The organism is Pseudomonas sp. G5001 (genome assembly GCF_013385475.1).
In the GTDB taxonomy this organism is placed as follows: domain Bacteria; phylum Pseudomonadota; class Gammaproteobacteria; order Pseudomonadales; family Pseudomonadaceae; genus Aquipseudomonas.
The window spans coordinates 1-17619 of the sequence record NZ_JACAPZ010000024.1; the positions used below are offsets into that span (position 1 = coordinate 1).

General features: G+C 59.4%; 12 protein-coding genes, 1 rRNA gene and 1 pseudogene. 5 read left to right on the top strand and 9 right to left on the bottom strand.

Translation table 11 applies throughout. From position 1 onward, the window contains the following. Positions 1–84 precede the first annotated feature (84 nt). Positions 85–200: ribosomal RNA gene (gene rrf, locus HX805_RS19800) — 5S ribosomal RNA — on the top strand. A 78-nt stretch (positions 201–278) separates the two neighbouring features. Here rrf and HX805_RS19805 read toward each other — a convergent pair. The 4 genes and pseudogenes from HX805_RS19805 to HX805_RS19820 all read right to left on the bottom strand — a co-directional run bounded on the left by HX805_RS19805 (position 279) and on the right by HX805_RS19820 (position 5603). Continuing rightward, positions 279–1454, bottom strand: a complete 1176-nt coding sequence (locus HX805_RS19805; protein ID WP_177081717.1) for a PepSY domain-containing protein — start codon at positions 1452–1454, stop codon at positions 279–281. A 71-nt stretch (positions 1455–1525) separates the two neighbouring features. Next, positions 1526–4018 (bottom strand): TonB-dependent siderophore receptor, encoded by a 2493-nt coding sequence (locus HX805_RS19810; protein ID WP_177081716.1) that lies wholly within the window; start codon positions 4016–4018, stop codon positions 1526–1528. A 105-nt stretch (positions 4019–4123) separates the two neighbouring features. Beyond that, positions 4124–5106, bottom strand: a pseudogene (locus tag HX805_RS19815) (FecR domain-containing protein). After that, a complete protein-coding gene (locus HX805_RS19820) occupies positions 5103–5603 on the bottom strand; it encodes a sigma-70 family RNA polymerase sigma factor (RefSeq protein ID WP_003218244.1) in 501 nt (166 codons plus the stop codon). Before HX805_RS19820 ends, HX805_RS19815 begins: the two are co-directional and overlap by 4 nt. 279 nt (positions 5604–5882) lie before the next feature. On the opposite strand from HX805_RS19820, the gene HX805_RS19825 reads away from it, so the two are divergent. Beyond that, a complete protein-coding gene (locus HX805_RS19825) occupies positions 5883–7763 on the top strand; it encodes a methyl-accepting chemotaxis protein (protein ID WP_003218243.1) in 1881 nt (626 codons plus the stop codon). Between the two features lie 42 nt (positions 7764–7805). Here HX805_RS19825 and HX805_RS19830 read toward each other — a convergent pair whose 3' ends face one another. From HX805_RS19830 to HX805_RS19850, 5 genes are all read right to left on the bottom strand, one after another. After that, complete coding sequence (locus HX805_RS19830) at positions 7806–8255, bottom strand: SRPBCC family protein (RefSeq protein ID WP_087692330.1); 450 nt, start codon at positions 8253–8255, stop codon at positions 7806–7808. 27 nt (positions 8256–8282) lie between these two features. Continuing rightward, the gene (locus HX805_RS19835; RefSeq protein ID WP_177117224.1) at positions 8283–11666 is read right to left on the bottom strand and encodes an amino acid adenylation domain-containing protein; all 3384 of its coding nucleotides are present in this window, start codon (positions 11664–11666) and stop codon (positions 8283–8285) included. Beyond that, positions 11663–12610, bottom strand: a complete 948-nt coding sequence (locus tag HX805_RS19840) for a diiron oxygenase (RefSeq protein WP_177081713.1) — start codon at positions 12608–12610, stop codon at positions 11663–11665. The genes HX805_RS19835 and HX805_RS19840 overlap by 4 nt, the downstream gene beginning before the upstream one ends. Beyond that, complete coding sequence (locus HX805_RS19845; protein WP_102605413.1) at positions 12607–13371, bottom strand: DUF3050 domain-containing protein; 765 nt, start codon at positions 13369–13371, stop codon at positions 12607–12609. Before HX805_RS19845 ends, HX805_RS19840 begins: the two co-directional genes overlap by 4 nt. A 452-nt stretch (positions 13372–13823) precedes the next feature. Further along, on the bottom strand, positions 13824–14534 hold the full coding sequence (locus HX805_RS19850) for a GntR family transcriptional regulator (protein ID WP_008433627.1): 711 nt from the start codon (positions 14532–14534) through the stop codon (positions 13824–13826). Positions 14535–14832: 298 nt separating this feature from the next. On the opposite strand from HX805_RS19850, the gene HX805_RS19855 reads away from it, so the two are divergent. From HX805_RS19855 to HX805_RS19865, 3 genes are read left to right on the top strand one after another with little or no spacing between them, the layout of a single operon-like run. Further along, positions 14833–15726 carry a TauD/TfdA family dioxygenase gene (locus HX805_RS19855; protein ID WP_177081712.1) on the top strand — a complete coding sequence of 298 codons (894 nt, stop codon included), beginning with the start codon at positions 14833–14835 and terminating at the stop codon, positions 15724–15726. A gap of 14 nt (positions 15727–15740) precedes the next feature. Further along, positions 15741–16766 carry an ABC transporter substrate-binding protein gene (locus HX805_RS19860; protein WP_003218229.1) on the top strand — a complete coding sequence of 342 codons (1026 nt, stop codon included), beginning with the start codon at positions 15741–15743 and terminating at the stop codon, positions 16764–16766. A 1-nt stretch (position 16767) separates the two neighbouring features. Then, the gene (locus HX805_RS19865; RefSeq protein WP_008433632.1) at positions 16768–17619 is read left to right on the top strand and encodes an ABC transporter ATP-binding protein; all 852 of its coding nucleotides are present in this window, start codon (positions 16768–16770) and stop codon (positions 17617–17619) included.

Here is a 17619-nt window from a genome sequence, read left to right on the forward strand (position 1 = left end):
TATGCAGTCAGGGGTTTTGTTTATGTAGAAGTCCATGATTTTCACCGGCACGTTGCGAACGCAACGGTCTGGTACACAGAATTTCTTGACGACCATAGAGCATTGGAACCACCTGATCCCATCCCGAACTCAGCAGTGAAACGATGCATCGCCGATGGTAGTGTGGGGTTTCCCCATGTGAGAGTAGGTCATCGTCAAGATTGAATTCCGAAACCCCTGTCTGCTAGCGCAGACAGGGGTTTTGTCGTTTAAGGGCTGGGCAAACAACTAGAACCGACTCACCCTTTGCGTGCCTTACTGCTTCGCCTGGCCATTAACTTGCGCCACCATATATAGATCCCGGTAGCAGACAACATCGCGATCACAGCTCCCAGCAGCGCAATCAGCACCTGACCCGCCACCCCGATGATCCTGCCCCCATGGATCGGCAGTTGCAGCCGATAAAAGCGCTCTCCCAACGTACCTTGCCCTGCTATTTCCTGCCCCAGTAAACGCCCATCCGTCCCGTGGAAAAACAACCAGGATTTCCCATGGGCCTCGGTATCATGTTGTCCAAAACCCGCCCCATAAAAGTTGTACTCAAAGCTGTAGTAAAGCTCTCCAATCGCCGCCGTCAGTCCCAGCCGCGTGCCTTCCTCCAGCGCCCGCTCATAGGCCTGTTGATAACTCAGTTGTGTCACGCCCAATTGCTCGGCGGGTAACCCGCCACGGGCCTCATAGACGCTAGGCTCAACCGGTGAGAACAGCGAGACAGCAGGCTTGAACACCTGGCTCGGCAAATTCATCGCGACGCTGCTGACTGCAATCGGCAGCAACAACAGCCAAAGCCATAACCCGCCTGCACGATGCAGGTCGAAGTTCAGCCGGTAAGCGTGGCCGCCCTTGATCTTCCACGCCGTGGACCACTTCTTCCAGAACGGTTTACCTCTCGGCAGGGTCAGCCACAGCGCGATAAAACAATCGAACACCCATGCGATCGCCACCAGTCCCATCAGCCACAAACCCCAATTACCCGGCAGTGTCAGGTTGTAGTGAAATTCCAGAATGAACGGAATGAAGTTCTCGCGCTGAAAGCAGCAAGCCCCCCAAACACGCCGGCCCATTTCTTCGCCGCTGACCGGATCCAGGTAAAAGACCTGGTTGGGCTCCTCAAAGGGTTTGCCCGTCGCCGGATCGTTTCTCGCAACTGCCGCCAGCATCGCGGTATGACCGGCCTCTTGTGGATACTCCATGTACCAGACTTGCAGTTTGGGATGCTGCCCCTGCAACGTGTCCACCAGTTCACCTGGCGGCAATGCCGAACCTTTGGCCGTTGCTTCATAAAAGCCGGGATTGAGCCATTCATCCAACTCATGGTTAAACGCCAGTAGGCTGCCCGTGAGTCCCGCCATCATCAGAAACAACGCCGTTGCCAACCCGATGTAGCGATGAAGTAAAACCAGCAATGCGCGCATAAAAATTTCCTGCAAAGACGACAAAGCCAGCGCCTGGAATCAGGAACTGGCTTTGTATGAATCGAGAGGGATTAGAACTGGTAGCTCACCGTCGCACTGACGTTGCGCTCTTCACCCAGGTAGCAGAAGTTCAAACTGGCACACGACGCCACGTACGACTCGTTCGTCAGGTTGTTGGCATTCAGGCGTACATCCACACCCTTCAGTCCAACCTTGCCAAGGTCATAACCCATCGAGGCGTCAAACAGCGTGTAGGCGGGCACCTTCATGGTGTTCTCCGCATCTGCCCAGCTGTAGCCGACATAACGAACACCACCACCGAGTCGCAGGCCATCCAGTGCGCCGCTATCGAACTTGTAGTCTGCCCATACCGACGCCATATGACGCGGCGCCTGCGTCGGCGAGTTCCCCTTGTTCTCGATCACGTTGTCTGCGGTACTCAGCGTGCTGACCATCGACTTCGAATACTCGATATCGGTGAAGGTATAGCTGCCCAACAATTTGAGATGGTCGGTCAACTGCATATGCGCCTCCAGCTCCAGGCCCTGGGAGCGCACAGCGCCGACCGCGCGATAGAAGTTTTCCTGCGGCAGTTTGGTCGCCAGGTTTTCCTGGTCGATGCGGAACAGCGAGGCCGTGAACAAATTGTCGGTACCCGGCGGCTGATACTTCAAGCCGACTTCCCACTGGGTACCGTCGGTAGGTGCAAGGGGATTGCCGGCACTGTCCGAATAGGAGTTCGGGTTGAAGGATTCGGAATAGCTGACGTAGGGCGCGAGACCGTTATCAAACAAGTAGAGCGCTCCGGCCCGGCCGGTCAGTTTGGTACGTTTATCACTGATCTCTGTGCCCAGCGGTCGTCCCGCTTCGGCAATGCGATTTTCATCGGAGGTCTCAACCCAGTCCTGACGCAGCCCGAGGGAGAACCGCCACTTGTCCATCTCAATCAGGTCTTGCAGGTAAACGCCGGTCTGCTCGAGCCGGCGCAGATAACTGGTTGGGCTGTAATAGCTGATCTCGGAATTGCCATACACCGGGTTGAACGCATTGATTGGCGCAAGAGAGCCGCTGCTCCAGTCCACGACGGTTTTGCGCCGCTGATAGTCCGCCCCCATCAACACCGTATGCTTGGTCGCGCCGGTAAAAAATTCAGCCTGCAGCATGTTGTCGATGATGAACGCATGCAGCTTTTCGTCACCGCCTGAGTAATAGCGATTCAACTCATTACTGGTGGGCGTAGTCCAGCCATAGGCATATACCTGGTCCAGCCGGACCTTGGAGTCCAGATACCGAAAGTTCTGCCGCGCGGTGAAAACATCATTGAAGCGATGCTCGAACTGATAGCCGAACGACTGTTGATCACGCTTGTACCCATCAATGCTCGGCTCGCCTTCGAAGAAGTGATTGGAGATCCGCTGGCCGTTGCGCTGGTGCAACGCGCCATCTGCCGGCATGCCTCCGTGGTAGCCACCGTCGGGGTCATGCTGCAGGTAAGCCTGGAGTGTGAGGGACGTGTCATCGGTAAAGTCGATGCTCAAGGTGGGTGCCAGCGCGTAGCGTTTTTCCTTGGCATGGTCGAATTGCGTGTCGGACTTGTCTGCAAGCCCGGTCAGTCGGTAAGCAATGCGCTTGTCGTCATCCACCGGGCCGCTGAAGTCGAAACCCATGCCTCGCTGCCCTTGGGAACCTATCGTGGCCTGGACCTGATGGTATGGCTCAAACAATGGCTTCTTGCTGGTCAACGCCACCAGCCCACCCGGCGAGCTGCGCCCGTAGAGCACCGATGACGGTCCTTTGAGGATATCTACGCGCTCGAGGAAATACGGGTCCACCTGCATGGTGCTGTAGGTTCCGCTGTCACCCATGGATTTCAAACCGTCAAGGTAGATGTTATCCACCGAACCGTCGTTGAAACCACGCATCGCCACATAGTCATAGCGGTGAGTGGCGCCATAAGGGTTGGTCAGCACGCCAGGGGTGTAACGCATGGCCTGGGCAACGGTTTGCGAGCCTTGGTCGTCCATCTGCTCGCGGGTCACCACTGAAACCGTCTGAGACGTTTCCAGCAGCGCGGTACTGGTCTTGGTGGCGATCTGGCTGTGGGTCGCGTTGTAGCCTTCCATGCTGCCCAGGGCATTACCCAGGGCGAAGCCTTTGATGTCGGTGGTCGGCAAGGTCAGCGCCTCGCTCTCGGGCTGGACCTGCAACACGAAACTCACGTCGTCCTGGGCCTGCGCCTGCAAGCCTGAGCCGTTGAGCAATTGGCTCAGGCCCTGTTCGGCCGAGTACTCCCCGTGCAGCCCGGGAGACTGTCGGCCCTGAGTCTGCGCAGGCGTGCTGGAAAGGGTGATGCCTGCCTGACGGGCAAACTGATTGAGCACATCGCTCAGCGCGCCTGCCGGGATGTCATAGCGCTGGCTGATACGTTCGACCCCGCTATCAGCCGCGACACCGGCCACTGGCAGCAAGCCGATGCCCATCGTGGTCGACAGCAATGCTGCGCGTACGGCTTTGCCGAGCAAAGGGTAGGAAGAGGGAGAGTTGCTGAAAAAACGCACAGTCATTATCGAGATCCGTAGAGGTCGCTGAAGGCAGATTGAATTGCTTACTGTCTAAGCCGGACTCACGGAAAAAAGCCGCCAAAAATAAATCAGGCACGCCAAAAATAATCAGGCCTGACGCTCCAGGCTCACCCACCAGCGGGTGCGATAGCGCAGGCGCACAGGCAGCGTCTGCGGAAGGATCGCCAATAGTTTCTCGGTGTCCTCCAGGCGAAAAACACCAGACAAGCGCAAATCTGCGATATTGCTCGAGCAGCCCAGATAACCATGGCGATAGCGCCCCACCTCCGCCAGGAAATCGGCAAGACGCATGTTGCGGGTGACGATCAATCCGTCGGCCCAGGCCCCTGTATCCATATCCGAAGGCGGCGCCAGAGCGGCCGCATTCTGACGCACCAGGTAGCTTTCTCCTGCATGCACTTGAGTGAAAAGCCCGTCGGCGGTATGCGGTGAATGAATCGCCACGTTGCCTGACGCGACGCTCAGACGTGTGCAATCGCTGTCCTGGCGCACCACAAATCGCCCGTCTATTCCTTCGAACAAACCATGGCGGGTGCGAACCAGTAGGGGGGGGTCGCCGCGGCGCCGCAGGTCACCAGGATTTCCCCACGCACCAATGTGATCAAGCGTTGTTGCGGGTTGAAGTCGAGGTCCACTGCGCTATCGGTATTGAGCTGCAGGCGCGTGCCATCCGGTAGTTGCACGCTACGGCGTTCGCCAGTGGTGGTAGCCAGGTCAGAGGTCCAACGCTGCCAGCCGGTGAGGTCTCGGCTGACCCAGGCCGCCGAACCCATCAACAGCACGCCGGACAATACCTTCAATGCCTGCCGGCGCCCAAGGCGCTGGGCACTGTTCTCCAGCGCCACATGGGCCCCGGGAATCGCCGCCAACTGGCTGCTTAATTCATGCTGCAGTGCCTGCACGCGTTGCCAGGCCAACTCGTGTTCATGATGAGCCTCGCGCCAGTGCTCGCACTGCGCCTTCAGGCGGACATTGGCGCGATTGTTACGCAGGCGCAGCATCCAGCTGATGGCCTGCTTGACCACCTGCGGGTCGATTCCTGCGCGCGCGGTGTTATCCATCGAGGTCATGCCTCATACCGCAGCACATAACAGTGATAAAGCGCCTCGGCGACATAGCGTTCCACCGAACGCAGTGATACACCCATCTGCTGCGCAATCTGCTTGTAAGTCAGGCCGTCGCATTGAGCCAGTAGAAACGCCTTGCGTACCTTGGGCTTGAGTCCGTCCAGAAGCCGGGCGATGGACTCCAGCAATTCCAGAATCAACGCACGTTCTTCAGCACTCGGCCCCAAGGCTTCGGGCAAATGCGCGATGGACTCCAGGTAGGCGCGCTCGATTTCTTCGCGACGCCAATGATCGATCACCAGGCCCCGCGCGATAGTGCGCAGGAAAGCGCGAGGGGCCTTGAGTTCGAAACGTTCGGTTTTTTGCAGCAGCCGCACGAACGTGTCCTGGGCCAGGTCCGCCGCATCCGCTGCGTTACCCAGACGGCTGCGCAGCCAAGTGTTCAGCCAGCCATGATGGTTGCTGTAAAGCGTCTGTACTGCGTACTCGGATGAGGGCATTCACACGGCCTGGCAAAGCGTCACAAATGATAATTAGTCGCATTGTCGACAAGCCTGAAAAATTTTGCAACTCCTGACGCTAGAGCGCTACCACTGGTCGGTTTCTGACATTAAAAGCAGATGCTTCTCACAAATTCCTAAGATTTATCCTGCCTTGGCCGAAAGCCTGACGAGCCATGCGTGCACCGAAATAGAGCAGTCGCAGAGTCTGCCTATACCGTTACATGGAATGTTGCATCCGGCACGCTCACCCCCTTTTGGCAAAAAGAAGTCAATGAAATGAATCTCAAGTTCAGTCATAAAATTCTGTTGGCCGCGTCAGGCGTAGTGGTTCTGGCCTTCGCGTTATTCACGTTCTACAACGACTACTTGCAGCGCAATACCATCCGGCAAAACCTGGAGTCGTCCATTCAGCAATCCGGTGAACTCACCGCCAGCAGCGTGCAGAACTGGCTCAGCGGGCGGGTGCTGGTACTGGAAAGCCTCGCGCAAAACGTGGCCCATCAAGGCAGCTCTGCCGATCTTCCGGGGTTGGTCGACCAGTCGGCATTTACCTCCAACTTCCAGTTCACCTACGTCGGTTCCACCAACGGCGTGTTCACCCAGCGTCCCGACGCCAAAATGCCCGATGGCTACGATCCGCGTCAGCGTCCCTGGTACAAGCAAGCTGTCGCAGCCGACAAGACCATGCTTACACCGCCCTACATGGCTGCGGTAGGCGGGCTGATCGTGACCATCGCGATGCCGGTGAAAAAGAATGGCGAACTGCTTGGCGTGGTCGGCGGTGACCTGAGCCTGCAAACCCTGGTGAAGATCATCAACTCGGTGGATTTCGGCGGCATCGGCCATGCATTCCTGGTCAGCGGTGATGGTCAGGTGATCGTCAGCCCGGACCAGGACCAGGTGATGAAGAACCTCAAGGACATCTATCCCGGCACCAACGTGCGCATCGAGAAGCTCAGCCAGGAAGTGGTCTTGAATGGCCAGGAACGGATTTTGTCCTTCACCCCGATCAGCGGGTTGCCGAATGCCGACTGGTACATCGGCCTGTCGATCGACAAAGACAAAGCCTACGCACCGCTGGGTAAGTTCCGCACCTCGGCATTGATCGCCATGTTCATTGCGGTTGCCGCCATTGCCGTGTTCCTGAGCGTCCTGATCCAGGTCTTGATGCGCCCGCTGACCACCATGGGCCGCGCCATGCAGGACATCGCCCAGGGCGAGGGTGACCTGACCCGCCGCCTGACAGTGGAAAGCAAGGACGAGTTCGGTGACTTGGGCAGTGCCTTCAACCAATTCGTCGAGCGTATTCACGCGTCGATTTCCGAAGTTTCCTCGGCGACGCGCCAGGTGCACGACCTGTCCCAGCGAGTAATGGCCTCGTCCAATGCGTCGATCATCGGTTCCGACGAACAAAGCGCGCGCACCAACAGCGTGGCCGCAGCGATCAACGAACTGGGGGCCGCCACGCAGGAAATCGCGCGCAACGCTGCTGATGCTTCGCAACACGCCAGCGGTGCCAGTGAGCAGGCCGATGATGGGCGCAAGGTGGTTGAGAAAACCATCCTGGCGATGTCGGAGCTTTCGCAAAAAATCAGCCTGTCCTGCACGCAGATTGAAACCCTGAACGCCAGCACCGACAACATCGGCCACATCCTGGACGTGATCAAAGGCATCTCCCAGCAAACCAACCTGTTGGCCCTCAACGCCGCGATTGAAGCGGCACGTGCCGGTGAGGCCGGGCGTGGGTTTGCCGTGGTGGCGGATGAAGTACGCAACCTGGCGCACCGCACCCAGGAGTCGGCAGAAGAGATCCACAAAATGATCACCTCGCTGCAGATTGGCTCGCGTGAGGCCGTGACCACGATGAACGCCAGCCAGACCTCCAGCGAAGAAAGCGTCGAGGTCGCCAACCAGGCCGGTGAGCGCCTGGTCAGCGTGACGCAGCGGATCGTCGAGATCGACGGGATGAACCAGTCGGTAGCGGCCGCCACCGAGGAACAGACCGCCGTGGTGGAAACCCTCAACGTCGACATCAACCAGATCAACCTGCTGAACCAGCAGGGCGTGGCCAACCTCAACGAAACCTTGAAGGATTGCGACGCCTTGTCTCAACAGGCCAACCGCCTGAAGCAGTTGGTCGACAGTTTCAAAATCTGATCGATGAACACACAGGAGCGAGCCTGCTCGCTCCTGTCTCCTTTAGCCAAACATCGCTCGCACATTCGCCAGCGCACCGTCGGCGAATGCCTGCACAAACGGCCCAAATCCCTCCATGCCAGGTTCAACCGGCTCGGCGATGATCGTCCAGGTCACCCGTGAGGATCCTGCTCCCAACGGTTCGACATTCATGGCGGCCCACAACCGTGCTACGCCCAAGGTGTTGTAGATCGTGGTCCAGGTCATGCGCATGGCCTGCTCGTCGCGGCTGTTGAGTTGCTCCAATACCAGATTTCCATCGTGGAAGAACTTCTTGCGCAGCGATCCCGCGCCCGCACCAGTGATTTCGATGTGGGACAAGGCGGGGATGAATCGATCAAATCCGCCAAAGTCACCGACCACCGCCCACACACCGGCGGCATCACAGGCAACCACAACTGAGGACACCACAGGTTTGGCGCAAGGGTTGCGAATCAACGTATCGGGTTTCATAAGGTCTTCCTTCAATTGAGAGCCTGGTCACAGGAAACCGGTGCTGCGCAGGTACTCGCAGCCCTTGCGTAACAGCGCCGGATTTTTTTCGGGGTAGCGTCCGCCCATCTGCTCGACGCCGCGTCGTGCGTTGTCATGGCGGATCATCGAGGTATCGCCGATGTCCTCGCCCACCCCGTTGAGGTAGAAGCCCAGTACGCCGAACAGCGCATTGCGGCTGTCCACTGTGTGCAGGTGACGTTGCCAGTGAGCCACGCTCACCAGCTCGAATGCGTGGCCTGCCTGGCGAAAGGCGTCGACGTAGGTTTCCCAGCTCAGGGGCTGCGGGTTATGCAGGTTGAACACCGTCCCTCCAGCACGGCAGCGGCTGCTCTGGAACGCAATAAACCGGGCGAGAAAGTCCACCGGCATCAGGTCGAAATTCAACTCAAGGTGCGGCACCAGGCCCAGTTGGAGTGAACCTTTGAGCATCAACATCAGGCGATTCTTCTGTGGCTCGCAGACTCCGCTGCGGCTGTTGAAGCTGATGTTCCCCGGGCGATGGATATTGACCCAGGCACCTTGCGCTGCGGCGCGTCCCAGCAAGCGTTCGGCAACCCATTTGGACAGGTTGTAGCCATTCTGGATGTAGAGCGGCGGGGTGGCCGCGGCGGGGTTTTCGAGTACCTGGCCATGTGCGTCGATAGTGCTGGCGGCCGACAGCGTCGAGATAAAATTGAAGACCTTCTTGCACCGGGTTTCACACAGGCGCAGGCATTCCAGCACCGGTTCGACGTTGTCCTTGGCCAGGGTGGCGTAATCCATCACATGATTGACGTGGGCGGCGTTGTGCACCAACACGCCGAACTCCCCGGCGAGGTAGTCATACACCTCACTCGACAGGCCAAGACGCGGCTGGCTGATGTCGGCGGCATACACCTGCACCCGGCTCAGGTCCAGGTGTTCCAGACGGTACTCTCGCAGGGCCTCGGCAAACCTCGCGGTCGCCGAATGTCCGGGCCGTTCGCGCACCAGGCACGCCACTTCAAGTGCACCCTCGGCCAACAGTGCCTCGACGATATGCACCCCGAGAAAACTGTTGGCCCCGGTCACGATCACCCGGCGACGTTCGCCCGCCTGTTCAGCCGGCAATGTCTGCACATGCAGCTCACGCAGCGCATCCCGGGTAGCCTGGCCGGTCGGTGCTTCGGGTGGTGCGTCGTCCCCCATCAGCGTAGCGAGGGTACGAACCGTGGGGGTTTCAAAAAACCGGCTGAGGGAGAGGCTGCGCCCGAACTGCTCGCGGATACGCAGCAGCATCGTCGACAGCAGGATGGAATGGCCGCCAAGATTGAAGAAGCTCTCGTCGGCCGACAGCTGCGTGACCGGCATGCCCAGCAACTCGCTCCACAGGTTGAGCAACTGCACTTGCATGGGCGTGTGCGGTTCGCCGTGAATGATGGCCGGCAGCGTTGGAGTCGGTAACGCCAGCAATGCCTGGCGGTCGACCTTTCCGTTGGGGGTGCACGGCATGCTCGCAAGTTCCGTGCACAGGGTTGGGCGCAAATAGTCCGGCAGTGTTTGCCGGGCATGCTGCGTCAGTGCAGGCAGGGCGTCTTGTGTTTCGGGCTGAGCAACAAAAGCCAGGATTCGCCGCTCACGGTCAATCACCACCGCCACTTGGCGAAACAGCTGACTGCTGCGCAGGCAATGTTCGATCTCTTGCGGTTCGACCCGGAACCCACGGATCTTCACCTGCTGATCCCGGCGCCCGACCAACTCGATGCCGGCAGCGGTCCACTTCGCCAGGTCGCCTGTGCGGTAGGCCCGCAAGGTCTGGCCGTCGGGCAACTCCAGGGGGACGAAATGCTCGGCGGTCTGACGCGGCTGGTTGAGGTAACCCAGGCTGACGCCGGGACCGGCGATGTACAGTTCGCCCAACACCTGCTCATCCACCGGTTGCAGGTGCTCGTCGAGGATCAGTACCTGGCTGTTGGCGATGGGCGTGCCGAGGTTGCGATTGCTGTCGCCCGGCTGCAACGTGTGGCTGGTCACCAGCACGGTGGCTTCGGTGGGCCCGTAGAAATTGTGCAGGCGGCACTGGCCTGCCAACTGCTCGATGACATAGGGCTCGCACACATCGCCTCCGGTCATCAGGTGCGCCAGGCCCAGGGGTTGATCCAGCGGCAGGATGCTCAGCAGCGCCGGCGGCAGGAAGGCGTGGGTGACGCGCTGTTGTCGGATCAACTCCACCAGTTGCTGCGGGTCGCGTCGCTGGTCCTCACTGGGCACGATCAGCTCGGCGCCCGCGATCAGGCTCGGGAAGATATCGATCAGGGACGAGTCAAAACTCAAGGGCGAAAACTGCAAGACCCGGCTGTGTTCGCTCAGCTGCACATGACCCCCGAACCAGGCGCTGAAATGGGCCAGGTTGTGCTGGCTGAGCAGCACGCCCTTGGGGTGGCCGGTAGTGCCCGAGGTGTGGAGCACCATGCAAGGGTCGTCCATGGCGGGGCGCTGGCGCATTGGCAGCGAGGTGTCGGGAGTGTCGACGGCACTCACATCCAATGCACAAAACCCGTCCCGCAGTGGATGCTTGCCATCATCCAGCAGCACCGAGACGCCGGCGTTTTCCAGCATCGCTTGCTGGCGTTGCAGCGGGTGGCCCGGCTCCAGGGGCAGGTACACCGCACCGCAGGCGAGTACCGCGAGAATGCTGGCGTACAGCTCCAGGGATTTGTCCAGGCAGACGCCGATTACCGGCGGTGTGTCGTGGGGCCTAAGCAGAGGTCGCAGACGGTGCTGGATAGCCAGGCTCTGGCGATGCAACTGTCGGTAAGTCAGCCCGCTGCCGGCAATGTTCAACGCCAGCCGGTCGGCGAAGGTTTGCAGACTGTTTTCCAATCGTTCGATCAGGGGTACCTGGGCTTGCTGCTGCAGAACCAAATCGGCCGTCAGGTTAAAACGATGCAGGTACGCCAGGGATGCGAGCGCTTGCAGGCCGTGTTCCGGATCATCAGAGGCGACGGCCGCCTGCGAGAAATAGCCCGGGTCCCGGGAGAACCCACTCACCTGTTGGGCTACCCACTCCACCAGGCTGCTTACTGCGTGTTGACGCAGCCGTTGACCATTGCCACAGGCTTCTCCGGCAACCTCCAGGGTTGTCAGGAGTCGCCGTGAGTGGGCGTAACACCTGAGCTGCAGGGCCGGCAATCCACAGTCGGTCAACGCTCCCATACCCACGCGCAGGCTCATCAAGGCTGTGCACGTCACGCCGGGCGGAACCTCCTCGCTACCGTCATCAATCAGCAGGTCTACTAGGTGGGTGACATCCTGTGCTCGCACCACCCCATGACCGTATTGCGCCAATGTCTCACCCAGTTCATTCAGCGCCGCGCTGAAGCCCGCCAGCCCAATCTTCAGGTGCCTCATGGGTGCCCTCCTGGCGCCGCAAGAAAGGCATCCAGCGCCCCAATCACACTCGGCGTTTGCAGCAGGCCGCTGTGGTTCAGGAAGCCCATGATATTGCCGATCAACGGGTGCTGGCGGGTAATGGGAAAGCCCATCGCCTGCACTTCAGTGCGCAGCGCAGAGCGCGTGCCGTCACTGACATCCAGGTGCTCGATCAAGTGCAGGTCGAAGTTTTTCTGCAGGTCGTGGGTCAGGTAATGCTGGAGAAAAACCGGCAGGATCCGGGCGATACAGTTGCGGTCCGCGGCGTCTGCAGACTGCCAATAAATACGCACCAGGCGCGTCCAGAAAAGCGCGTGGCGGCCCTCGTCAAACAGGTGGTCGGCCATCAACCCACGGATGGACTGCTTGACACTGTCGTCCTTGGAAAACGCTGCCACGTCATGGGTCACGGTGTTCTCGGCGATGGCCACGGCAATCAGTTCCACGGCATCGCGCAGGTGTTCGGGCGCCAGCGCCAGTGCGGCAGGCAAGGCGCGGCTCAGCTCGATTTGCGCGGGTAGTTCAAGGGGTGGGATCCCGGTCATCTCGATGGTCTGTTGCATGAAATCGAGGGCGACGAGGGCGTGGTAATCCTCGTCCACCACCACGGTCATGGCGTCGTAGCGACAGGCAAGCGGGAAGGGCACCGAAAAGCGATTCTTGGCGATGCTGCGTGCGGTCTTGTCGACGATCTCGGTTTCAAAGATCACCACGTCGTTGATGAACTTGTAGAACGTCTGCAGCAAGACAACATCACGGCACTGCGGGCATTGGTCGATAAAGGTCGCGCTCAGCACCAGAGGCTGTCGGCTCAGGGGGTAGATCAGTTTCTGATCGTTTTCCAACCGCCGCCGCGGGCGTGTGCGGATGGTCGCGCGGCGCTCCCAGTCGTCGGCAAATGAGCGGTAGTCTGCAGGGTTCATGCGCTCATCTCCGGCAGGCACCTATGCAACCCATCCCATAAGGCCAGGCGGCTTTCCACGGCGCCGAGGGCGCAACTGTCGGCTTGCTGCTCGCGGCTTGGGTCGCCGAGGGTAAGGCGTTGCAGCAATTGCGTTGCCGCCGGGCCATGCTCCTGGGCGTCGATCTCCATGTGGCGCTTGAGGTAGTAGCAGAAGGTGGGCGCCTGGCGATGGAGCACCTCGCACTCCTCCAGGATGCGCTTGAACATCGCCGGGATGACGCTCTCGCGCCCGTGGAGAAAGGCAGCCGCCACGCAGTGCGTCGGGGCGTCCAGGGCAACCTGCAGGGTACTTCTGACGAACCGGGCCACGGACGGGTGGATGTCGATTTTTTGCAGGGCCGTTTCTGCATCGTTGCCGTCACGCTGCAGGCTGACGAACCGCTCGATGTTCGCCGTGCTCGCGCCGACTTCACGCATGGCTTCCAGGTACAACTCGAAGTGGCTGCCGTGCCCATGGCCGGGATACGCGTCCGACTCTTCGCCCAATACGATCTCATTGATCAGGCGAGCCGCTTGCGGGTCCGTTGGCGGTAACCAGGGCAGGCGCATACCGGTGAGGTCATGTTGCAGGCGTTTGGTGAGTGTCATGAAGTCCCACACGGCGAATACGTGGTTTTCCATAAAGTACTGCAACTTTGGAAGGGTATTTATATATTTGAATATTGGATGGATATGTAACTTCTGCTTTTTTTGTTTAAGCAGGTGTGAGTGCTGGAACATGTTGATGCCTATAAGTCGTTGTCTCTTCCCTGATAAAAGCGTTGTGCTTTAGCGACAAATAAACATTGGTTTTCACGGATGCGCGGGTGCCTTGATAACAGGCAGCCCTGTACGAGGCTGACACTGTTACTGGCAAGCAGCATGCTGTGACAAAATACCAAGGCTTTATTTAAAGGAACGCCACGCGCAGTGACGCACCGAGCATGGATTCACGCTGTCGATTGGGAGAATTGGAGTGTTGGTAATAATCTGATTAAGTATTCAGGTGTTTTTAGTTTTATAAGTTTTTCGAGTTGGAATATTGCGGTAGTTGGATCGCTCTGCGGAGTGTGTGAAGTTTTCTTTGGGCTTAATGGTTTAACGGGAGTAATGGTGGTGCACTGGCCTCTGTCGGCCAGCGTCACTTTGCAGCGCTTTGTGGTCGAGGGAGGCGTTTCAGTTCCATGCCGAATTTACAGCGCAGCGTTCTGTTCAGTCTCTTCAAGAGTTTTGAGGTAACCCGTAATCACCTCCATGCCGCGGGTAAGGTGGTTACGCAGGGTCAGGATGCTTTCGTCGACCTTCTTTTGCGCCACGAGGTCGAGCAGTTCGCGGTGATCTTCCTGGGACGTCTTGCCCAGGCCCATGGCCTCGAGGTTGAAGCGCAGGAAACGTTCCTCTTCGTTCAAGCCGTGTTCAACCAGCTTGAGCAACCGCTGATTGCCCGCCTTGCCATATAGCGCCATGTGGAACAGGCGGTTGAGGCGGCCGATTTCGGTGTAGTCGCTTTCCCGTTCCAGCGCGTCGATAAAGGCGCCAGCCTGGGCGATGTCATCGGGCGTGAGCAGGGGAATCGACAAGCGCAGCGCTTCGGATTCGAGGAGTATGCGCAGGGCGTAGGTTTCCGCCGAGTGGTCCTCGATCAGTGGCGCCACCACCGCGCCTTTGTGGGTGACCACATGCAGCAGCGATTGGGCTTCCAGTTGACGCAATGCCTCGCGCACCGGCATCCGGCTGACACCGAACAAGCTGGCCAGCTCCTGTTGACGCATGGCGGTGCCACAGGGCAAGCGGCCATCCAGGATGGCGTTGCGCAATGTTTCTTCAATCACGGAGCGGGCGAGATGGGCGGGGATAGGCCCGCTGATCTGGATGCTGCTCAAAGGGTTCGGCTTCTGCGTCACGACTACGCTATCCTCCTTTTCAAGGTGAGGTGGCTAATTGGATCCAATGCACACTAGAGATTGTCTACAAGCTTGTCAAACGGGCAAGGTTTCGGCTTGTAAGCGACTCAACAGCGTGTTCTTCGGGCCCACAGCTCCCATTTGTCAGGTCTTACAGGCTAAAGGTCCGTCGTGCACATTTTATTCCCGGGAGTGGGGCCAACAGCGGTATTGCTGCATATCGATATTCACTAACGGTATTTAAAATGCGGTTCTTATGACTATAAAGTCACTCTCCTGACTGCACGGGAGTGAACTCATGTCTGCCACCTCTACTGTTCCAACAGCGACCGACACCACACAAACCTTCGAGATCCGTCCATTTCCCGGCAGCGTCGGCGCCGAAATCATAGGCCTGGACCTGGCCCGCCCGGTCAGCGACCAGGACTTCGCACGCATTCACCGCGCGCATCTGGACCATCACGTCGTGGTCTTCCGCGACCAACGTATCACCCCCGAGCAACAGATCGCCTTCAGCCGCCGTTTCGGCGTGCTGCAAATCCATGTGCTCAAACAATTCCTGCTGGCCAACCACCCGGAAATCCTGATCGTCTCCAACATCATCGAAAACGGCCAATCCATCGGCCTGGGAGACGCGGGCAAGTTCTGGCACTCGGACCTCTCCTATAAGGAGCTGCCGAGCCTGGGCTCGATGCTCCATGCCCAGGAGCTGCCGTCCGAGGGTGGCGACACATTGTTCGCCGACATGCATAAAGCCTGGGACAACCTGCCCGAGCCCTTGCGCAAGGCGGTCGAAGGCCGCAGCGCCGCGCATTCCTACACCGCACGCTACAGCGAAACCAAATTCGAAGGCAATTGGCGCCCGACCCTCACGCCCGAGCAACTCGCTCAAGTGGCGCAAGTGGTACACCCGATTGTGCGCACCCACCCGGAAAACGGCCGCAAGGCGCTGTTCGTCAGCGAGGGCTTCACCACCCGTATCGTCGGCCTGCCGGAAGACGAAAGCCGCGACCTGCTTGCCCAGCTGTACGCCCACAGCGTGCTGCCGGAAAACATCTACCGCCATCAGTGGCAGCCCCACGACATGGTGTTCTGGGACAACCGCTCGCTGATCCACCTGGCGGCCGGCTGCCCCAGCCACCTGCGGCGCAAGCTGTACCGCACCACCATCCAGGGCGACGCGCCTTTCTGACCCGGAGCATGACCATGTCCAAGAAAACCCCATTTGCGCGCCTGGCCGCGACGGTCGGCCTGGGCGTCAGCCTGCTGGCCGGCAGTCTTGTGGCGCCTGCCGCCGCCCAGGCCGAAGGCGAGATTCGCATCGCCGAGCAGTTTGGCATCGTCTACCTGTTGCTCAACGTGGTGCGCGACCAGAACCTGATCGAAAAATACGGCAAGCAGGAAGGCATCGACATCAAGGTCGACTGGACACAATTGTCCGGCGGCGCAGCCGTCAATGATGCGCTGCTCTCCGGTTCCATCGACATCGCCGGGGCCGGCGTTGGCCCGCTGCTGACTATCTGGGACCGCACCCACGGCAAGCAGAACGTGAAAGCCGTCGCCTCCCTGGGCAACTTCCCCTACTACCTGGTGAGCAACAATCCCAAGGTCAAGACCATTGCCGACTTCACTGAAAAAGACCGCATTGCCGTACCGGCAGTGGGCGTTTCCGTGCAGTCGCGTTTCCTGCAATACGCTGCCGCCAAGCAATGGGGCGACAAGGAATTCAATCGCCTCGACAAGTACACCGTCGCCGTCCCGCACCCGGATGCCACGGCTGCGCTGATTGCCGGTGGCACCGAGCTGACCGGGCACTTCTCCAACCCGCCGTTCCAGGAGCAGGCCCTGACCAACCCGAACGTGCATGTGGTGCTCAACTCCTATGACATCCTCGGGCCTAACTCGCCGACCGTGCTGTTCGCCACCGAGAAATTCCGCAACGACAACCCGAAAACCTACAAGGCGTTCGTCGAGGCACTGACCGAAGCGGCGCAGTTCGCCCAGAACGACAAAGGCGCCGCCGCCGATACCTACATCCGCGTGACCAAGGCCAAGATCGACCGCGCCGAGCTGCTGAAAATCATCGAAAACCCGCAGTTCGAATTCAGCGTCACACCGAAAAACACCTACCCGCTGGCGGAATTCCTCTACCGCGTCGGCGCGATCAAAAACAAACCCGAATCGTGGAAGGATTACTTCTTCCAGGACGCCAAGCCGCTGCAAGGGAGCTGACATGAACGCGCCCTTGCAAGGCCACACGGCCAGCAACCCGACCACCACCGAAGCACTGCTTTCGGTGGATAAAGTCAGCCTTGAATACCGCACGCCCGAACGGGTGGTGCGGGCCACTCACCAAGTCAGCTTCGCGATCGATCCGGCAGACCGCTTTGTATTGCTGGGGCCTTCGGGCTGCGGCAAATCCACACTGTTGAAATCCATCGCCGGCTTTATCAAGCCGTGTGAAGGCGAGATCCGTCTGCTCGGGCAAAAAGTCGAGCAGCCAGGGCCGGACCGTATCGTGGTGTTCCAGGAGTTCGACCAACTGCCGCCGTGGAAAACCGTCAAGCAGAACGTCATGTTCCCGCTGCTGGCGTCCAAAACCCTCAAGCGTCGCGAGGCCGAAGAGCGGGCGCTGTACTACCTGGAAAAAGTCGGCCTCACGGCCTTTGCCGACGCCTACCCGCACACCCTGTCCGGCGGCATGAAGGCCCGCGTGGCAATCGCCCGGGCGTTGGCCATGCAACCGAAAATCCTGCTGATGGATGAACCCTTCGCCGCCCTCGACGCCCTGACCCGGCGCAAGATGCAGGAAGAACTATTGCTGCTCTGGGAAGAGGTGCGTTTCACCCTGCTGTTCGTCACCCACTCCATCGAGGAAGCGCTGGTGGTGGGCAACCGCATCCTGTTGCTGTCGCCGCACCCGGGGCGGGTGCGGGCGGAAATCCACAGCCATCAATACGACCTGCACAGCCTCGGCGGTGTGGAGTTCCAGGCTTCGGCGCGGCGCATTCATCGGCTGCTGTTTGATGAAGCGCCCGAGGTGGAAACCGAACTGGGTTTCGCCGATATCCGCATCGCTTATTGA

Bases quoted from the DNA above. Each gene is read 5' to 3' on its own strand.
- HX805_RS19805 (WP_177081717.1), bottom strand. From the start codon at position 1,454: ATGCGCGCATTGCTGGTTTTACTTCATCGCTACATCGGGTTGGCAACG.
- HX805_RS19810 (WP_177081716.1), bottom strand. From the start codon at position 4,018: ATGACTGTGCGTTTTTTCAGCAACTCTCCCTCTTCCTACCCTTTGCTC.
- HX805_RS19820 (WP_003218244.1), bottom strand. From the start codon at position 5,603: ATGCCCTCATCCGAGTACGCAGTACAGACGCTTTACAGCAACCATCAT.
- HX805_RS19825 (WP_003218243.1), top strand. From the start codon at position 5,883: ATGAATCTCAAGTTCAGTCATAAAATTCTGTTGGCCGCGTCAGGCGTA.
- HX805_RS19830 (WP_087692330.1), bottom strand. From the start codon at position 8,255: ATGAAACCCGATACGTTGATTCGCAACCCTTGCGCCAAACCTGTGGTG.
- HX805_RS19835 (WP_177117224.1), bottom strand. From the start codon at position 11,666: ATGAGGCACCTGAAGATTGGGCTGGCGGGCTTCAGCGCGGCGCTGAAT.
- HX805_RS19840 (WP_177081713.1), bottom strand. From the start codon at position 12,610: ATGAACCCTGCAGACTACCGCTCATTTGCCGACGACTGGGAGCGCCGC.
- HX805_RS19845 (WP_102605413.1), bottom strand. From the start codon at position 13,371: ATGTTCCAGCACTCACACCTGCTTAAACAAAAAAAGCAGAAGTTACAT.
- HX805_RS19855 (WP_177081712.1), top strand. From the start codon at position 14,833: ATGTCTGCCACCTCTACTGTTCCAACAGCGACCGACACCACACAAACC.
- HX805_RS19860 (WP_003218229.1), top strand. From the start codon at position 15,741: ATGTCCAAGAAAACCCCATTTGCGCGCCTGGCCGCGACGGTCGGCCTG.
- HX805_RS19865 (WP_008433632.1), top strand. From the start codon at position 16,768: ATGAACGCGCCCTTGCAAGGCCACACGGCCAGCAACCCGACCACCACC.